Annotated in this window: 16 protein-coding genes, 1 tRNA gene and 1 riboswitch; of the genes, 11 read left to right on the top strand and 6 right to left on the bottom strand. The window is 64.9% G+C overall.

Annotation, left to right across the window (positions count from 1 at the left end):
* A partial coding sequence (locus tag VFV09_15120; protein HEU4869041.1) for a DUF5655 domain-containing protein occupies positions 1 to 201 on the bottom strand: 201 nt, incomplete at its 3' end.
* A gap of 56 nt (positions 202 to 257) precedes the next feature.
* Between VFV09_15120 and radA the strand changes: the two genes are divergently transcribed.
* From radA to cysS, 5 genes are all read left to right on the top strand, one after another.
* Complete coding sequence (gene radA, locus VFV09_15125; GenBank protein HEU4869042.1) at positions 258 to 1,622, top strand: DNA repair protein RadA; 1,365 nt, start codon at positions 258 to 260, stop codon at positions 1,620 to 1,622.
* 156 nt (positions 1,623 to 1,778) lie between these two features.
* Complete coding sequence (locus tag VFV09_15130; protein HEU4869043.1) at positions 1,779 to 2,273, top strand: CarD family transcriptional regulator; 495 nt, start codon at positions 1,779 to 1,781, stop codon at positions 2,271 to 2,273.
* A gap of 86 nt (positions 2,274 to 2,359) precedes the next feature.
* Positions 2,360 to 3,046 (top strand): 2-C-methyl-D-erythritol 4-phosphate cytidylyltransferase, encoded by a 687-nt coding sequence (ispD, locus tag VFV09_15135; GenBank protein ID HEU4869044.1) that lies wholly within the window; start codon positions 2,360 to 2,362, stop codon positions 3,044 to 3,046.
* Complete coding sequence (ispF, locus tag VFV09_15140) at positions 3,046 to 3,528, top strand: 2-C-methyl-D-erythritol 2,4-cyclodiphosphate synthase (GenBank protein ID HEU4869045.1); 483 nt, start codon at positions 3,046 to 3,048, stop codon at positions 3,526 to 3,528. Before ispD ends, ispF begins: the two co-directional genes overlap by 1 nt.
* Before the next feature lie 21 nt (positions 3,529 to 3,549).
* Positions 3,550 to 4,947 carry a cysteine--tRNA ligase gene (gene cysS / locus VFV09_15145; protein ID HEU4869046.1) on the top strand — a complete coding sequence of 466 codons (1,398 nt, stop codon included), beginning with the start codon at positions 3,550 to 3,552 and terminating at the stop codon, positions 4,945 to 4,947.
* Here the strand turns inward: cysS and VFV09_15150 are convergent, their stop codons facing one another.
* The 3 genes from VFV09_15150 to VFV09_15160 form a co-directional block, all read right to left on the bottom strand.
* Positions 4,948 to 5,259, bottom strand: a complete 312-nt coding sequence (locus tag VFV09_15150) for a hypothetical protein (protein HEU4869047.1) — start codon at positions 5,257 to 5,259, stop codon at positions 4,948 to 4,950.
* Positions 5,256 to 5,693 carry a hypothetical protein gene (locus VFV09_15155; protein HEU4869048.1) on the bottom strand — a complete coding sequence of 146 codons (438 nt, stop codon included), beginning with the start codon at positions 5,691 to 5,693 and terminating at the stop codon, positions 5,256 to 5,258. Before VFV09_15155 ends, VFV09_15150 begins: the two co-directional genes overlap by 4 nt.
* Before the next feature lie 90 nt (positions 5,694 to 5,783).
* Positions 5,784 to 5,857, bottom strand: a tRNA-Thr gene (locus VFV09_15160).
* A gap of 227 nt (positions 5,858 to 6,084) precedes the next feature.
* Between VFV09_15160 and VFV09_15165 the strand changes: the two genes are divergently transcribed.
* Both VFV09_15165 and VFV09_15170 read left to right on the top strand, forming a co-directional pair.
* The gene (locus VFV09_15165; GenBank protein HEU4869049.1) at positions 6,085 to 6,366 is read left to right on the top strand and encodes a DUF3263 domain-containing protein; all 282 of its coding nucleotides are present in this window, start codon (positions 6,085 to 6,087) and stop codon (positions 6,364 to 6,366) included.
* Positions 6,367 to 6,385: 19 nt separating this feature from the next.
* Positions 6,386 to 6,928, top strand: coding sequence for a LytR C-terminal domain-containing protein (locus tag VFV09_15170; protein HEU4869050.1), 543 nt, complete (start codon positions 6,386 to 6,388; stop codon positions 6,926 to 6,928).
* A gap of 2 nt (positions 6,929 to 6,930) precedes the next feature.
* Here the strand turns inward: VFV09_15170 and VFV09_15175 are convergent, their stop codons facing one another.
* The gene (locus VFV09_15175; protein ID HEU4869051.1) at positions 6,931 to 7,740 is read right to left on the bottom strand and encodes a hypothetical protein; all 810 of its coding nucleotides are present in this window, start codon (positions 7,738 to 7,740) and stop codon (positions 6,931 to 6,933) included.
* 75 nt (positions 7,741 to 7,815) lie between these two features.
* On the opposite strand from VFV09_15175, the gene otsB reads away from it, so the two are divergent.
* Positions 7,816 to 8,589, top strand: coding sequence for a trehalose-phosphatase (otsB, locus tag VFV09_15180; GenBank protein ID HEU4869052.1), 774 nt, complete (start codon positions 7,816 to 7,818; stop codon positions 8,587 to 8,589).
* A 15-nt stretch (positions 8,590 to 8,604) separates the two neighbouring features.
* Here the strand turns inward: otsB and VFV09_15185 are convergent, their stop codons facing one another.
* A complete protein-coding gene (locus VFV09_15185; protein ID HEU4869053.1) occupies positions 8,605 to 10,134 on the bottom strand; it encodes a trehalose-6-phosphate synthase in 1,530 nt (509 codons plus the stop codon).
* A 79-nt stretch (positions 10,135 to 10,213) separates the two neighbouring features.
* On the opposite strand from VFV09_15185, the gene VFV09_15190 reads away from it, so the two are divergent.
* The 3 genes from VFV09_15190 to VFV09_15200 all read left to right on the top strand — a co-directional run bounded on the left by VFV09_15190 (position 10,214) and on the right by VFV09_15200 (position 13,262).
* Positions 10,214 to 11,515, top strand: a complete 1,302-nt coding sequence (locus VFV09_15190) for an AI-2E family transporter (protein HEU4869054.1) — start codon at positions 10,214 to 10,216, stop codon at positions 11,513 to 11,515.
* A 64-nt stretch (positions 11,516 to 11,579) separates the two neighbouring features.
* Positions 11,580 to 11,696, top strand: a riboswitch (SAM riboswitch).
* 58 nt (positions 11,697 to 11,754) lie between these two features.
* Positions 11,755 to 12,999 carry a threonine synthase gene (thrC, locus tag VFV09_15195; protein ID HEU4869055.1) on the top strand — a complete coding sequence of 415 codons (1,245 nt, stop codon included), beginning with the start codon at positions 11,755 to 11,757 and terminating at the stop codon, positions 12,997 to 12,999.
* The gene (locus VFV09_15200; protein HEU4869056.1) at positions 12,984 to 13,262 is read left to right on the top strand and encodes a MoaD/ThiS family protein; all 279 of its coding nucleotides are present in this window, start codon (positions 12,984 to 12,986) and stop codon (positions 13,260 to 13,262) included. The genes thrC and VFV09_15200 overlap by 16 nt, the downstream gene beginning before the upstream one ends.
* Positions 13,263 to 13,264: the final 2 nt, after the last annotated feature.

Below are 13,264 nucleotides of genomic sequence, written 5' to 3' on the forward strand. Positions count from 1 at the left end.
TGGCGCGGCCTCGCGCTTCAAGTACTTCTCGGGCATCCAGGCCCACGCGAAGGGGTGGTTCCTCCAGAATGCCACCTGGCTCTTGGTGACCCGAACGCTGCTGGGTCCTATGGCCTTCACGGCTTCCGCCAGAGCGTCGAAAATCTGTCGCGACTCATGAAGCTCGCCGAAGAACCGATCCAGCTCGCCTGAGTAGCTCACGTGGCCAACCTACCCGGTCGCCACTTCTTGTCACCTCTGATCGCTACAGTCCTGGTATGCCCAAAAGCGCAATGATCTGCCTCCAGTGCGGGCACCGGTCCCTCCAATGGCTCGGCCGGTGCCCCGACTGCTCCGCGTGGGACTCGTTCGTTGAGGAGCCACCGCCGATCGCCGGGAACCCAGCCCGCCCCCCGGAAGCGGGGGCCACCGTGTTGATCGGGGCGGTCGAGGCCATCTCAGCCTCCCGCATCAAAACCGGTCTGGGGGAGTTGGATCGGGTTCTCGGAGGGGGGCTGGTGAAGGGCTCGGTGACCCTTCTCGCGGGTGAGCCCGGGGTCGGTAAGTCCACCCTGCTCCTCCAGGCTGCGGCCGGGGTCGAGCAGCAGGGAAAGCAGGTTCTGCTTGTCTGTGGTGAGGAGTCGATCGAGCAGGTCGCGGCCCGGGCCCGGCGCCTGGGCGCGCCCCGCCGGACCACGTTGACTGCGGCCACCGACCTGAGCGCAATCGTCCCGCTGATGACCGGCAGCGACGTGGTGCTGGTCGACTCCATCCAGAGCCTGAGAGCCTCCGAGTCCGGCGGGGAGCCCGGTTCGGTGGCGCAGGTACGCCAGTGCGCCATGGCTCTGACCGAAGCCGCTCGCAATACCGGCGCAGCCCTGGTGTTGGTGGGCCACATCACCAAGGACGGGTCGATTGCCGGACCCCGAGCGCTGGAGCATCTGGTTGACGTGGTCCTCACCTTCGAGGGTGACCGCGGCCACCATTTGAGAACCGTGCGGGGGATCAAGAACCGGTACGGCGCGACCGGCGAGCTCGGGGTCTTTCAGATGGGTCCCGCCGGGCTGAGCGAGGTTGCCGATGCCTCCCGCTTCTTCCTGGCCGAACGGCACAAGGACGCTGTCGGCTCGGCGGTCGGGTGCATCATCGAAGGCCGGCGCTCTTTGGCTCTTGAGATCCAGGCGCTGGTGGTTTCGTGTAAGCCCCCAGCGGTTCCCCGGCGGGTGGCGCAGGGACTGGAAATGGCCCGGCTCGGGGTCGCGATGGCGGTGCTTCAGCAGCACGGAAAAGTGAACATGGCGGATTGCGATGTCTACGCCTCGGTCGCCGGAGGTCTCAGGGCGGCCGAGCCGGCAATCGACCTTCCGCTCTGTTTGGCGCTGGCCAGTTCCCGCAAAAACGTACCGATCCCGGCCGGCGTGGCCGCGGTCGGTGAGGTAGGCCTGGCCGGGGAGGTGCGCTCGGTTCCGGGTCTGGACGCTCGGGTGAACGAGTTGTTTCGGCTCGGTTTTAGGACGGTTCTGGCGCCGCCGGTTCACGGAACGGACGGAATTGGCGATATTTCACCGGAAAAAGGGGCAAAAGTCGTGCGTGCGGCCTCTTTGGGCCAGGCTCTCGCGATTTTGAGTCGAATCGGTCACTGACAGTGATGTTACGTAGCCCATTGCGGCAGGGGGGTCCCGCCTGTTACCATAGAACGTCCCGAGACCGCGTTATTTGTCGCTGTTTCGTGCCGGAAAGTTGCTCCCGCATCTAAGGGTCCGTTCGAGGGACCGTCCAATCTAGAGAAGGAGGACCGTTTGCCCTCAGCCACCACCTTTCAAATTGGTGACAAGGTTGTTTACCCCCATCACGGTGCCGCAATCATCAAAAGTCTTGAGCAGAAGGAATTCCAAGGAGAGACGAAGGATTACTACGTACTGAGGTTGGCTTACGGAGACCTGACGCTGATGGTCCCCGTGGACAACACCGACGGTGTAGGCATTCGAGACGTAATCGCACAGGACGAGCTTGAGAAGGTCTTCAAGGTCCTGAAGTCCAAGGAATGCCGCATGCCCACCAACTGGAGCCGTCGTTTCAAGACCCACGTCGAGAAGCTTCGCTCCGGAGACATCTACCAGGTGGCTGAAGTAGTTCGTAACCTGGCCCGGCGTGAAGCCGACAAGGGCCTGTCCGCAGGTGAGAAGCGAATGCTTACGAAGGCTCGCCAGATTCTCATCTCCGAAGTTACGTTCGCAGCAAACGTCGACGAATCCGAAGCCGGCACCATGCTGGACAAGGTGCTCGCAGGCTAAACCCAAAACACTTACTGCGGCCCCCGGCCTGCGCCCGAGAGAGATCTCGAGCCCGGACCGGGGGTCGTTTTATGAAGGAGCCCCTTTTGTCTCGATTCGTCACGGCGGTGGTCCTGGCCGCCGGCAGCGGAAAGCGTGTCGGCTCCGACATCCCCAAGCAGTTCCTCCCGCTGGGCGACAAGCCGATGCTCCACCGGAGCCTCGCGGTCCTGGAAGCGGCCGAAGAAATCAGCTCGGTCGTGGTGGCGCTTCCTGCCGACGACGGCTCCGACCTCTCCGCGTTCTCGAAAGTCGTAGCGCAGGTCCCCGGCGGCGAGACTCGACAAGCCTCGCTTCAGAGTGCCCTCGCCAAGCTCCCCGGGTCGACCGACACGGTTATGGTCCACGACGCCGCCCGCCCCCTTTTGGGTGCGGCTCTGATCGACAAGCTGCTGGGCGCCCTCGACGACACCTGCGACGGCGTCATCCCTGCGATCCCGATGGAGGACACAATCAAGAGAGTCTCCGACGACCTACTGGTGGAGGAGGAGGTCGACCGGCAGGGGATCTGGCGGGTCCAGACGCCCCAGGTGTTCCGCCGTGCGGTTCTGGAGGACTCCCTGGCCAAGGCCCTGGCCTCGGGGCTGGAGTCGACCGACTGCTCGCAGATGTTGACCAGCGCCGGGTACCGGGTTCGGGTGGTGGAGGGCGACCCCCTCAACTTCAAAGTCACCCGGGCCGCCGACCTCTGGCTCGCCGAACAGATTATCGCGGCCCGGCCGGAGGCCGACTGATGCGCGTCGGCATGGGTTACGACGTCCACGCCTTCGACGAGAGCCGTCCGCTGGTCCTCGGCGGCGTCACCATCCAGGACCACGGAGGGCTGGCCGGCCACTCGGACGCCGATGTCGTATCGCATGCCGTGGCCGACGCCCTGCTCGGGGCCGCGGGACTCGGGGACCTGGGCACCCACTTCTCCTCCGAGATGGTCCCGGAAGGCATTTCGAGCCTGCAGATCCTCGCCCGGACCGCAGTCGTGCTGGCCGACGCGGGCTTCACCATCGTGAACATCGACGCCACTGTGGTCATCCAGAACGTCCGGATGGCGCCGCACCGCCTCGAGATGGTCTCCCGGGTCGCCGGAGCGCTGAGCATCGACCCCAGCCGGGTCAGCGTCAAGGCGACCACCACCGACCACCTCGGTTTCGCCGGGCGCGGAGAGGGAGCCGCCGGGATCGCCGTGGCTCTGGTCGACGGCGGCCCGACCGATAGGTAGGTCCCGGGTAAAGTTGAAGCAATGGGACTGATGGTCACGAATACACTGACGCGGGCCAAGGAGGCCTTCGTCCCCCGCGACGAGGGCAAGGTCGCGATGTACGTCTGCGGCCCGACCGTCTACGGCGACATCCACATCGGCAACGCCCGGTCGTTCATCGTGTTCGACGTCATCCGGCGTTACCTGGAGTGGCGCGGCTACGAGGTCACCTACGCCCAGAACTACACCGACGTGGACGACAAGATCATCAACCGGGCGAAGGACGAGGGCTCCGACTGGACCCAGCTTGCCAAGCATTACTCGGACGCCTTCGAGGAGGCCGCCTCGGCCCTCAGGATCCGGCCGCCGGACCTTCTGGTGAAGGCCACCGACCACATCCCGGACATGATCGACATGATTTCGAAGCTGGTCGAGGCCGGCGTGGCCTACGAATCGGCCGGCAGCGTCTGGTTTTCGGTGGAGAACTTCCCCGGCTACGGCAAGCTCAGTGGCCGGACGCTCGACGAGGTACATGCCCGTGAGCGGGTGGAGCCGGACCCCAACAAGCGGATGGCGCTGGACTTTGCCCTGTGGAAGGCCGCCAAGGAGGGCGAGCCCTCGTGGGACAGCCCGTGGGGGCCCGGCCGTCCCGGCTGGCACATCGAGTGCTCCGCGATGTCGGCCAAGTACCTCGGCATGGGCTTCGACATCCATGGCGGCGGCTCGGACCTGATCTTTCCCCACCACGAGAACGAGATCGCCCAGGCGGAGGCTGCGCTCGGCTCAGAGCCGTTCGTACGCTACTGGCTCCACGGCGGGATGGTGAAGATGGACTCCGAGAAGATGTCCAAGTCGCTGGGGAACATCGCCTTGGTCAAGGACCTGCTGAAAGACGTCAAGCCGTCGGTGCTGCGGGCGATGTCGGTCTCCGCCGCCTACCGGAGCGACGTCGACTTCGGCGAGGCCTCCATGGAGCAGGCCCGCCGGGCGGTCGAACGGTTCGACAACTTCTCCCGGGCCGCCGGGGAGGCGGCAGCGCAGGTCTCCAGGGACGGTCAGCAGTACCTTGACCGCTTCAGGGCGGCCATGGACGACGACTTCAACACCCCGATGGCGATCAGCGTGATGTTCGACCTGGTTAAGCACGGCAACATGCTGCTCGACAGCGACCACGACCCGGAGGCGCCGCGCAACGTCGCCGGGCTGGTGGCAGCGTTCGACCAGATGACCGGCGTGCTGGGTATCTCGTACGACCCGGCAAGCGACGCGGGGGACGCCGAGGACGGTCTGTCGGCCGACGAGGAAGCGCTGCTGAAGCGCCGGGACGAAGCCCGTAAGTTGAAGAACTGGGCGGAGTCGGACAGCCTGCGGGACCAACTGGCGGAGCGGGGGATCATCGTGGAGGACACGCCTGCGGGCAGCCGCTGGCACCGCAAGTAGTCAGTCCCGGGAAACGAACGCGATCGAATCATCCAGCAGGACCTTGAGCCTTCCTGCGTCCACGGCGGGAGGACCCTGTACGACGGCCCACTCGGCCATCTCCCTTTTTCCCATGACCAGGCGAGACGCCTCGCCGGCCGCTTCAAGCTCGTCGATCCTGGATTTCGGAAGCTTCACGACGAGGTCGTGCGGACGGTCGTAGGCGAACACCCTGCCCTGAACTTTGGCGCTGACATGATTTCGCTTGTGGTCCAGCTCCACCCCGGGGGCGCCCTCAATCAATGAGACCAGCAATTCCTTCAAGCCGGTCACGCCGCGCTACCGCGGCCGGGAGGGACCACCGATGTGGCGCGACTGGAGTCCGATCGGGCCGCCGCAACTGCAGCGGCTACCTGGACTGCTGCGACCACGCCGGCCCCGAGCAGCCACCACGTGCCCTCGTCCTGCGACACCGACCAGCCGATCAGCACCGCACCTGCGGCCGCCAGAAATGAAAGGACCCACAGGGACCGGCCACCGTTCCGCGAACGCAGCGCGCTCCGGTGACGCCAGGTCCAAAGGTCGAGGATCACCCAGCCTGCCGTCAAAAGGACGGCTCCCGCAAGGTCGAACGGAGCCGGTCCGTGCCCCTGGCTGATCGAGAAGACCCGGTTGCCGGCGTCGGGAAGTGCGATCAGCACGATCCCCGACACAGTGAGGATCGCCCAGATCGCCCATGGACCTCGTGAGGCATTGAGACGTGCCATTGCTCACCCCAGGCGGATGTTGACGCAACAGAATTTGCTACCCGATCGAATTTTCCGGCCCTTGTTCGGACCTGAACCGACGGAAACTAGAGCTGGTGCCCAGATTCGAACTGGGAACCTACCGATTACAAGTCGGTTGCGCTACCGGATTGCGCCACACCAGCCAGTTGGGGGCACCGGCCCCACTTGCTACTACACTTTAGCGCCCCCAACTTCCCCCTCCCGCCCACTCTCGCCTACGACCGGCCTGGCGGGCCCGGAGGACCCCTGCTTGCCTGGCGGCCCCGGACTTGCCCGCACGGCCTTGCCTGGGGCGGCGGTCCTTGATTCGGCATCGCCGTTTGCCTAGGGTTAGGCGAATGAATTACACCTGTGTAAGTAAGGATTCCGCATGAGCCCCCCTCCGGAGACGAAGTTCGGCGAGCGGGAGCAGAAGATTCTTGAGTTCGAACGGAACTGGTGGAAGTACTCGGGGGCCAAGGAGCGGGCCATCCGGGAGCTATTCGAGTTCTCCGCAACCCGCTACTACACGCTGCTCAACGAGATCATCGACATGCCCGAGGCCCTCGCCCACGACCCCATCCTGGTCAAGCGCCTGCAGAGGTTGCGGGCCTTCCGGCAGCGCCAGCGAATGGCCCGGCGGCTGGGTATCCACCTGTCCGAGAACGGATAGCAGATAATCGGACCCATTCATGGGAAAACACTCACTTCCGGAAAGCCCCGGGTTCTGGCGAGCAGTAATAATTGCGGGACTCCGCTACCTCGTCGTGATCGCTCTTTTGGGGGCGGTGGCGTTCGGAATCTACAAGCTGGCCTTCGACAATCCGGACGACAGTCCCGAGACGGAAGAGACCCTCTCCCCTCCGACTGACCCCTTCCTGGAGGAGACACCAACCGACGCTTCACCCACTGCGTCTCCTACCCCAACCGCTTCAGCGTCCGCCGCTCCCGTGCAGGGAACTGGCAGGGTCCAGGTTCTCGACGCCAGCAACTCCGCCGCTCGCCTGGACGCATCCGAGCGCAAGCTCGAAGAGGCCGGCTACGACGTGGTCGCCAAGGCTAATGCCAGGACTCCCGTAGAGAGGACGACGGTCCTTTACCAGCCGGGGAACCAGCAGATGGGTGAGGCGATTGCCAGCCTTCTTGGTGCCAGCCTGGTCGAGCCGCCGGGAACCCGCAACGTCGACCCGGCCATCCCCGTGACGGTGCTCGTTGGGCCCGACTACGCGGGCTAGATCTACCCGGTAGCCCTGGTAGTCCCGGTAGGCCGCGAGGGCGCAAGCTCCAGCTTGCTGTTGAGCGTCACCCGCATGGTCCCGATCAGCTTGCCGCTCTCCTCGGAGGCGATGTCGAAGTCCGAGATCAATCTGGCTGAGGTGGAGTAGAGAACCCCTTTGTCGACGTCCAGGCTCGACAAAGCGGTGCTGCTGGAGGTTCCCCGCAGCTGAACCGGGACGCCACCCTGCTGCTCGTGGGTGACGATGTCTCCGGACCGGGTGGTCTCGATTCGAGCCAGTTTGCGCTTGCCCTTCAGCTCGAACCCGAGCAGCTTGCCGTGCCCTTCGAGCTTGATGTTGCCCAGGTCGCCGTCGAGAACGAAGGGCGTGTCCCACTCGTCGCCGATGCCCACCGGGTCGGCCGGCAGGGCGATACGGCTTCGCACCAGAGTGGCGCCAAGCTGGATGGCGGACGCCGCCCCCGGCGCCAGCTCGTCGGTGACCGGCTTTACGATCTCGCCCTGTTTGTTCAGCTGGTATTTGACAGTCATCGGCTTCGGGATGTTCATCGCCTGGTTCCCCTGGCGAAGCCGGCTGGGGGCAAGCGTGATTGTGAGAACGGGGTCCTCGCCCTCCTTCTGGCTCACCTGCTCGTGGACGTCCACGATCATGTTTGTGGTGGTCACGCTCTCCTCGCTGGTCGAGTTGACCGAGGTCCGGGAGTCGATAGTCCAGCGGTAGCGGGTCCCGTCGCCCTCCTCGAAGTTGTACTCCAGGGGGATCTTCCCGTTGGAGCAGGCGGCGAGCGCGAGGAGGAGGACCAGGCTCATTGTTCGAACGGCAAATTTCACAGGGGGCAGTCTAGTAGGTCGAGGGTTGCGAGGTGCGCCGGATAGGGTTAGGTAATGGACGTCGCCGAGCAGATCGAGCTGCTGCGCCGGGAGCGAAGCGAAACCGGCATCTTCCTCGACTTCGACGGAACGCTGGCCCCCATCGTCGAGGACCGTGAGGCCGCGGCGATAGTTCAAGGTGGTCCGGAGGTGCTGACGGCCCTCGCCCGAATCTTCCCGATAGTCGCATTCATCTCCGGAAGGGGCGCCGCCGACCTGTATCCCCGGGTCGGAGCCGAGGGCCCTCGGTACTTCGGGCTCTATGGGGCCGAGGAGATGACTCCGGCCGGGTTGATCCAGGCGCCGAAGGCGGCCGAGTGGAGAAAATCGGTGGAGTTGATGTCGGCGCAGGCGGTCGAGCTGATCCGGGCCCATGAGCTGACCGGCTGTGAGGCCGAGAACAAGGACCTGGCGCTTTCGCTGCACTACCGCAACTCCGCCTACTCCGAAGCGCCCGAACCGCTGGCCGCCTGGGCCAGGGAGGCCGCCGCCACCTACGGGTTCGTGCTCGGCACCGGCAGGATGGTGCTGGAACTCAAGCCGGAGTCGGTGTCGAAGGCGGAGACCTTCGTCCGCCTGGCGGGCGAGTCGGGGGTCAAGAACGCCCTGATCGCAGGCGACGACGCCGCCGATGTCGAGATGATGCGCCGCTCGGTCGGCGTGGTCCCCGGCGTTCTGGTGCGGGTCGGCGTGGTGTCGGCGGAGGCCCCCGCCGGAATGCTGGAGAACTCCGACCTGCAGGTGAAGTCGCCCCGGGGGGTCGTCGAGATGCTGGAGCGGCTCCTCTAACGGGAGGCTAAGCCGCTAGGTGTTCGACTCGTGCAGGCGGGTGATGTCCTTCAGCTGCCGCCAGACCCACTTGCTGGGGGTGTTGTGGTCGATGACCTCCCGGTTCAGCTGCGACAGCCGAGCCTTCTCCTCCGGCTCCATGTTCAGCCCGGTGTACAGGGCCTCGGCCATCTCCTCGATGTCGTAGGGGTTGATCCCCAGAACGCCGTACTCCAGCTCGTACCAGGCGCCGGCGTTCTTCGACAGGACCACCACGCCGTCGACCTCGTTGACCGTGGGGCCCTCTTTGGCGACCAGGTTCATGCCGTCCAGGATCGGGTTCACCATGAGCACGTCGTAGCGGCGGCTGCAGGCCAGGGCCCGGACGTAGTTGTCCTCGTTGATCAGCACGATCGGTTGCCAGTCGTCGGTGCCGAGCTCCTTGTTGATCTCGTCGTGGAAGGCGAGGACCTCGGCTTCGTAGTTGCGGTACTCGGGGATCGCCCGCCGGGATGGGTACAGAAGCGCGACGTGGACGACCCGCCCCAGCAGCTCCGGGTGGTTGTTCAGCATGGTCTCGTACGCCTTGAACCCCCGGACCACGTTCTTCGACAGCTCCAGGCGGTCGATCCGCAGGATCAGCTTTCGGCCTTCGAGGACCCGGTCGAGCCAGCGGAGGTGTTTGGCGGCCTCGGGGGAGTGCGCCAGCCTGCGGACGGCGCCGGCGTCGATGGAGATCGGGTAGTCCCGCACCACGGTGCTGATGTCCTTGTGGTGGACGAGCCCCCTCTGCATGTCGACCTCGGCGCCGAGAATGTCCTGGCAGCACATCATGAAGTTGTGGGACCAGCGGCGTGCCTGGAAGCCCACCAGGTCGTTGGCCAGCATTCCCTCCAGGATCTCCTTCGCCATGTTGCCGGGGAGGACCCTCATCATGTCGGGCTGCGCCCACGGCGTGTGGGTGAAGTGGTAGGCAAACGCCGACGGCACCAGCTCCCGGAGGTACTGGGCGACCATCGTCAGGTGGTAGTCGTGCAGCATCACGGGGGTGATGGCCTCGGAGCCGGAGATCTCCTTCGCCAGGGCTTCGGCAAAGATCCGGTTGACCTCCTTGAACGACTCCCAGTCGCGCTTCCAGCGGGCGGTGAACCTAGGGTGCATCGGCAGGTTCCACATGCCGTGGTTCAAGAACCAGAAGACCGAGTTGGAGATGCGGTTGTAGTAGCGGTCGAAGGTGTCCCGGTCGAAGGTCAGGTAGCGCAGGCGCAGCTCGGCGTCGTCCAGCGGGGCGATGAGGTGCCCGTCCGGGTTCGCCCGGACCATCTTCCGGTCGCCCGAGGTGAGTGCTGCGGCAACCCAGAGACCGTCGGCGTGCTTCATGACCTCGGTCAGGGCGGTAACAAGCCCGCCGGCGCCTCTGGTGGCTACCAGCTCGCCCTGCTCGTCGGCCTCGAACTTGACCGGGCCCCGGTTCGAGGCGATCACGAGCGAGCGTCCTTTCAGCACCTCCGCCAGTGAGAAGGCGGAATCGTTCGTGGAGGCGGGGGAGGGCTGGAATTCAGACACTGCTCCAAGGTTACCCGAGAAGGCTTGGAGTGAACCGAGGTGCCACGGGAAGACCGTGCGCCGATCGTATACTTTTGGGGTGACTGTCACCAATCGCCAGAGTCGTCAACCGCGTGACAGCTTTCGGCGGGCCGGAATTGTCTCCTGGTCCCTGATTGGGTGCCTGCTGCTAGCAGGTATTGCGCTCTATCTCCTGGCCTATCTGCGGGATGTATTCCCACCGATAGCGCTTGCACTGATCCTGATCTTCCTTCTCAACCCTATGGTCAACCGGCTGCAGCGCCGAGGCGTCCGCAGGGGATTCGGCACGGCTCTGATCTACCTGGTCTTCATTGGCGTCGTGGCCATCGGCCTTTCGGTGTTGGTGCCGCCCCTAACGGTTCAGATAAACGCCCTGGTCGAGCGGGGGCCCCAGATCCAGGAAGACGCGATTGCTGCGGTCGAGGACCTGGCGGAGCGGCTGAACATCGACTTGGAAGCCGTCGGCCTGGGAGGGTTGTCCGGCGAGCCCCGGGAACCGGACAGACCCCAGGAGTCCCAGTCCTCGTTCATCGAGGATTGGGGCGGCCGCCTCTTCGCCGGCGCAGGCCGGTTCGCTACCGGAGCGTTCCACGTAGTCCTGAACTTCATCCTGGCGCCGGTGTTTGCCGCGTACCTTTTGATTGACCTGCCCAAGATCCAAAAAGCAGGCCTGCACTACATGCCTCCGCGGTACCGGGACGAGCTGCTTCCCGTGCTGGAGCGCATCGGCAACACGGTCGGCGCCTTCTTCCGGGGCCAACTTCTGGTCGCTGCGATCGTCGGGGTGATGTCCTGTATCGCGTTCGCGATCATCGGGATACCCTTCTGGCTGCCCATCGGCCTGCTCGCCGGGTTCTTCAACATAATCCCGTTGGTCGGGCCCTTTGTGGGAGGGGCCGCAGGAGTTGTGGTGGGCGGGATAGAGGGCGGCTTCCCGCTGGCCCTTAAGGCCGCCATTGCGATGGTCGTGGTGCAGCAGATCGATAACCACTTCATCAGCCCGAAGGTGATGGGCTGGGCGGTCCGGCTGCACCCGGTTGCGGTGATGATCGCCCTGATCCTGGGGGCCTCACTAGGGGGCATCTGGGGAATGTTGCTGGCTGTTCCGATGATGGGCGTCGCCAAGATCCTGTTCGTGCACTTCTACGAGACCCGGGTGCTGGGCAACTGGGACTATGAGGGAGTGGTAACCGGTGAGGGCGGGTTCGTAAAGGACGCTGGGGAGAAGTCTGAGATCCCGGCGGCCGACCTGGCTGCCGACGCCAAAGCCCAGCTGCCCGCCGAGCTTGCCAAGGCCGAGAAGGGGGCGAAGGCAGAACGTCTCGTCGAGGAGCTCAAAGAGGTCAAGAAGGGCTCCTAACCCCTCATTGACCGGCTTGGCCGGTGCTGGTTTGACACGAACAGTGCTCGGTGCGATGGTTATTTCCTCATCAAGAGAGGCTTAGGGACGGGCCCTGTGACGCCTCGGCAGCCGTCAGTCGGCTAACAACGACTGAAAGGTGCTAATTCCCGCCCGGTTTGAAACCCGGGGAAGATGAGCAGGTCAACATCCGGGTCGCCTGCCATCGGTAGGCGATTTTTTATTTGAAGGGTGTGCAAGTGGCCAGAGTAGAGAAGCTGGAGTGCAGGGAGTGCGGCCGCACCTACGAGGCCGCTCCGATCTACGTTTGCGACTTTTGCTTTGCACCGTTGGAGCCGGTTTACGACTACGGCTCGATAGCCGCCCGCATGACCCGGGAGTCGATCCAGGCCGGGCCCGCATCCATCTGGCGTTACGTCGACCTGCTGCCGGTGGACTCTGAGACCCCCCGCATCGACATCGGCGCCGGGCTCACCCCTCTGCTAAAGGCCGACCGCCTGGGCAAGGCGCTGGGCATCGACAACCTCTACATCAAAAACGACACCGCTAACCCCACCCACTCCTTCAAGGACCGGGTCGTCAGCGTGGCGCTCACCGTTGCCCGCGAGATGGGGTTCGACACCGTTGCCTGCGCCTCCACCGGCAACCTGGCAAACGCCGTGGCGGCCCACGCTGCTCGGGCCGGCCTGCGGTCGTTCGTGTTCATCCCGGCAAATCTCGAGCAGAACAAGATCCTCACCACCGCCGTCTACGGCGGCAACGTCATCGCAGTCGACGGCAACTACGATCACGTCAACAAGCTCTGCTCCGAGATCGCCCAGAAGGGCGAGTGGGGATTCGTCAACGTGAACCTGCGCCCCTTCTACTCCGAGGGCTCCAAGACGCTGGCTTTCGAGGTCGCCGAGCAGCTGGGCTGGAAGGCGCCGGACCACGTGGTGGTGCCGGTAGCCAGCGGGTCTTTGCTGACCAAGTTCCGCAAGGGCCTGGAGGAGTTCCACAAGATCGGGATCACCGACGCCGCCCCCCACACCAAGGTCCACGCCGCCCAGGCGCTCGGCTGCAGCCCGGTGGTGACCGCCCTGAAGGCCGGGGTCGACGTCATCCGCCCGGTCCGGCCGGACACCATCGCCAAGTCGCTGGCCATCGGCAACCCGGCCGACGGCTACTATGCGGTGGCGGCCGTCAACCAGACCGGCGGAATGGGCGAGGACGTCACCGACGAGGAGATCGTCAGCGCGATCCGGCTGCTGGCGTCGACCGAGGGGGTTTTCGCCGAAACTGCAGGCGGCGTGACCATAGGGGCGCTGAAGAAGATGGCCGAGCAGGGAGCGTTCAAGCCCGGCGAGTCGGTGGTTGCACTGATCACGGGAATGGGCCTGAAGACCGCAGAGGCGTTGACCGGGAGAGTTGGCCCCAACGTTCACATTTCGGGTGACCTGGAGAAGTTCGAAGAGGAGATGAGGCTGCTATCAGCGTACGAGTGAAAGTTCCGACCCAGCTGCGCACCCTCACCGGCGGGCAAGCCGAGCTTAGCGTCGACGATGCATCCGACCTCCGGGAGCTGTTGGGCAAGATCAAAGCGGATCACCCGGACCTCACCGAACGGCTCCTGGACGACAACGGAGAGATCCGCCGCTTCGTGAACATCTACGTCGGCGAGGAGGACGTGCGCTTCCTTGACGGCCTGGACACCAAGCTCGAGGGCGGCAACCTGGTCTCGATCCTGCCGGCGGTAGCGGGGGGCTGAGC

This window comes from Actinomycetota bacterium (genome assembly GCA_035759705.1).
Lineage (GTDB): Bacteria > Actinomycetota > CADDZG01 > JAHWKV01 > JAHWKV01 > JAJCYE01.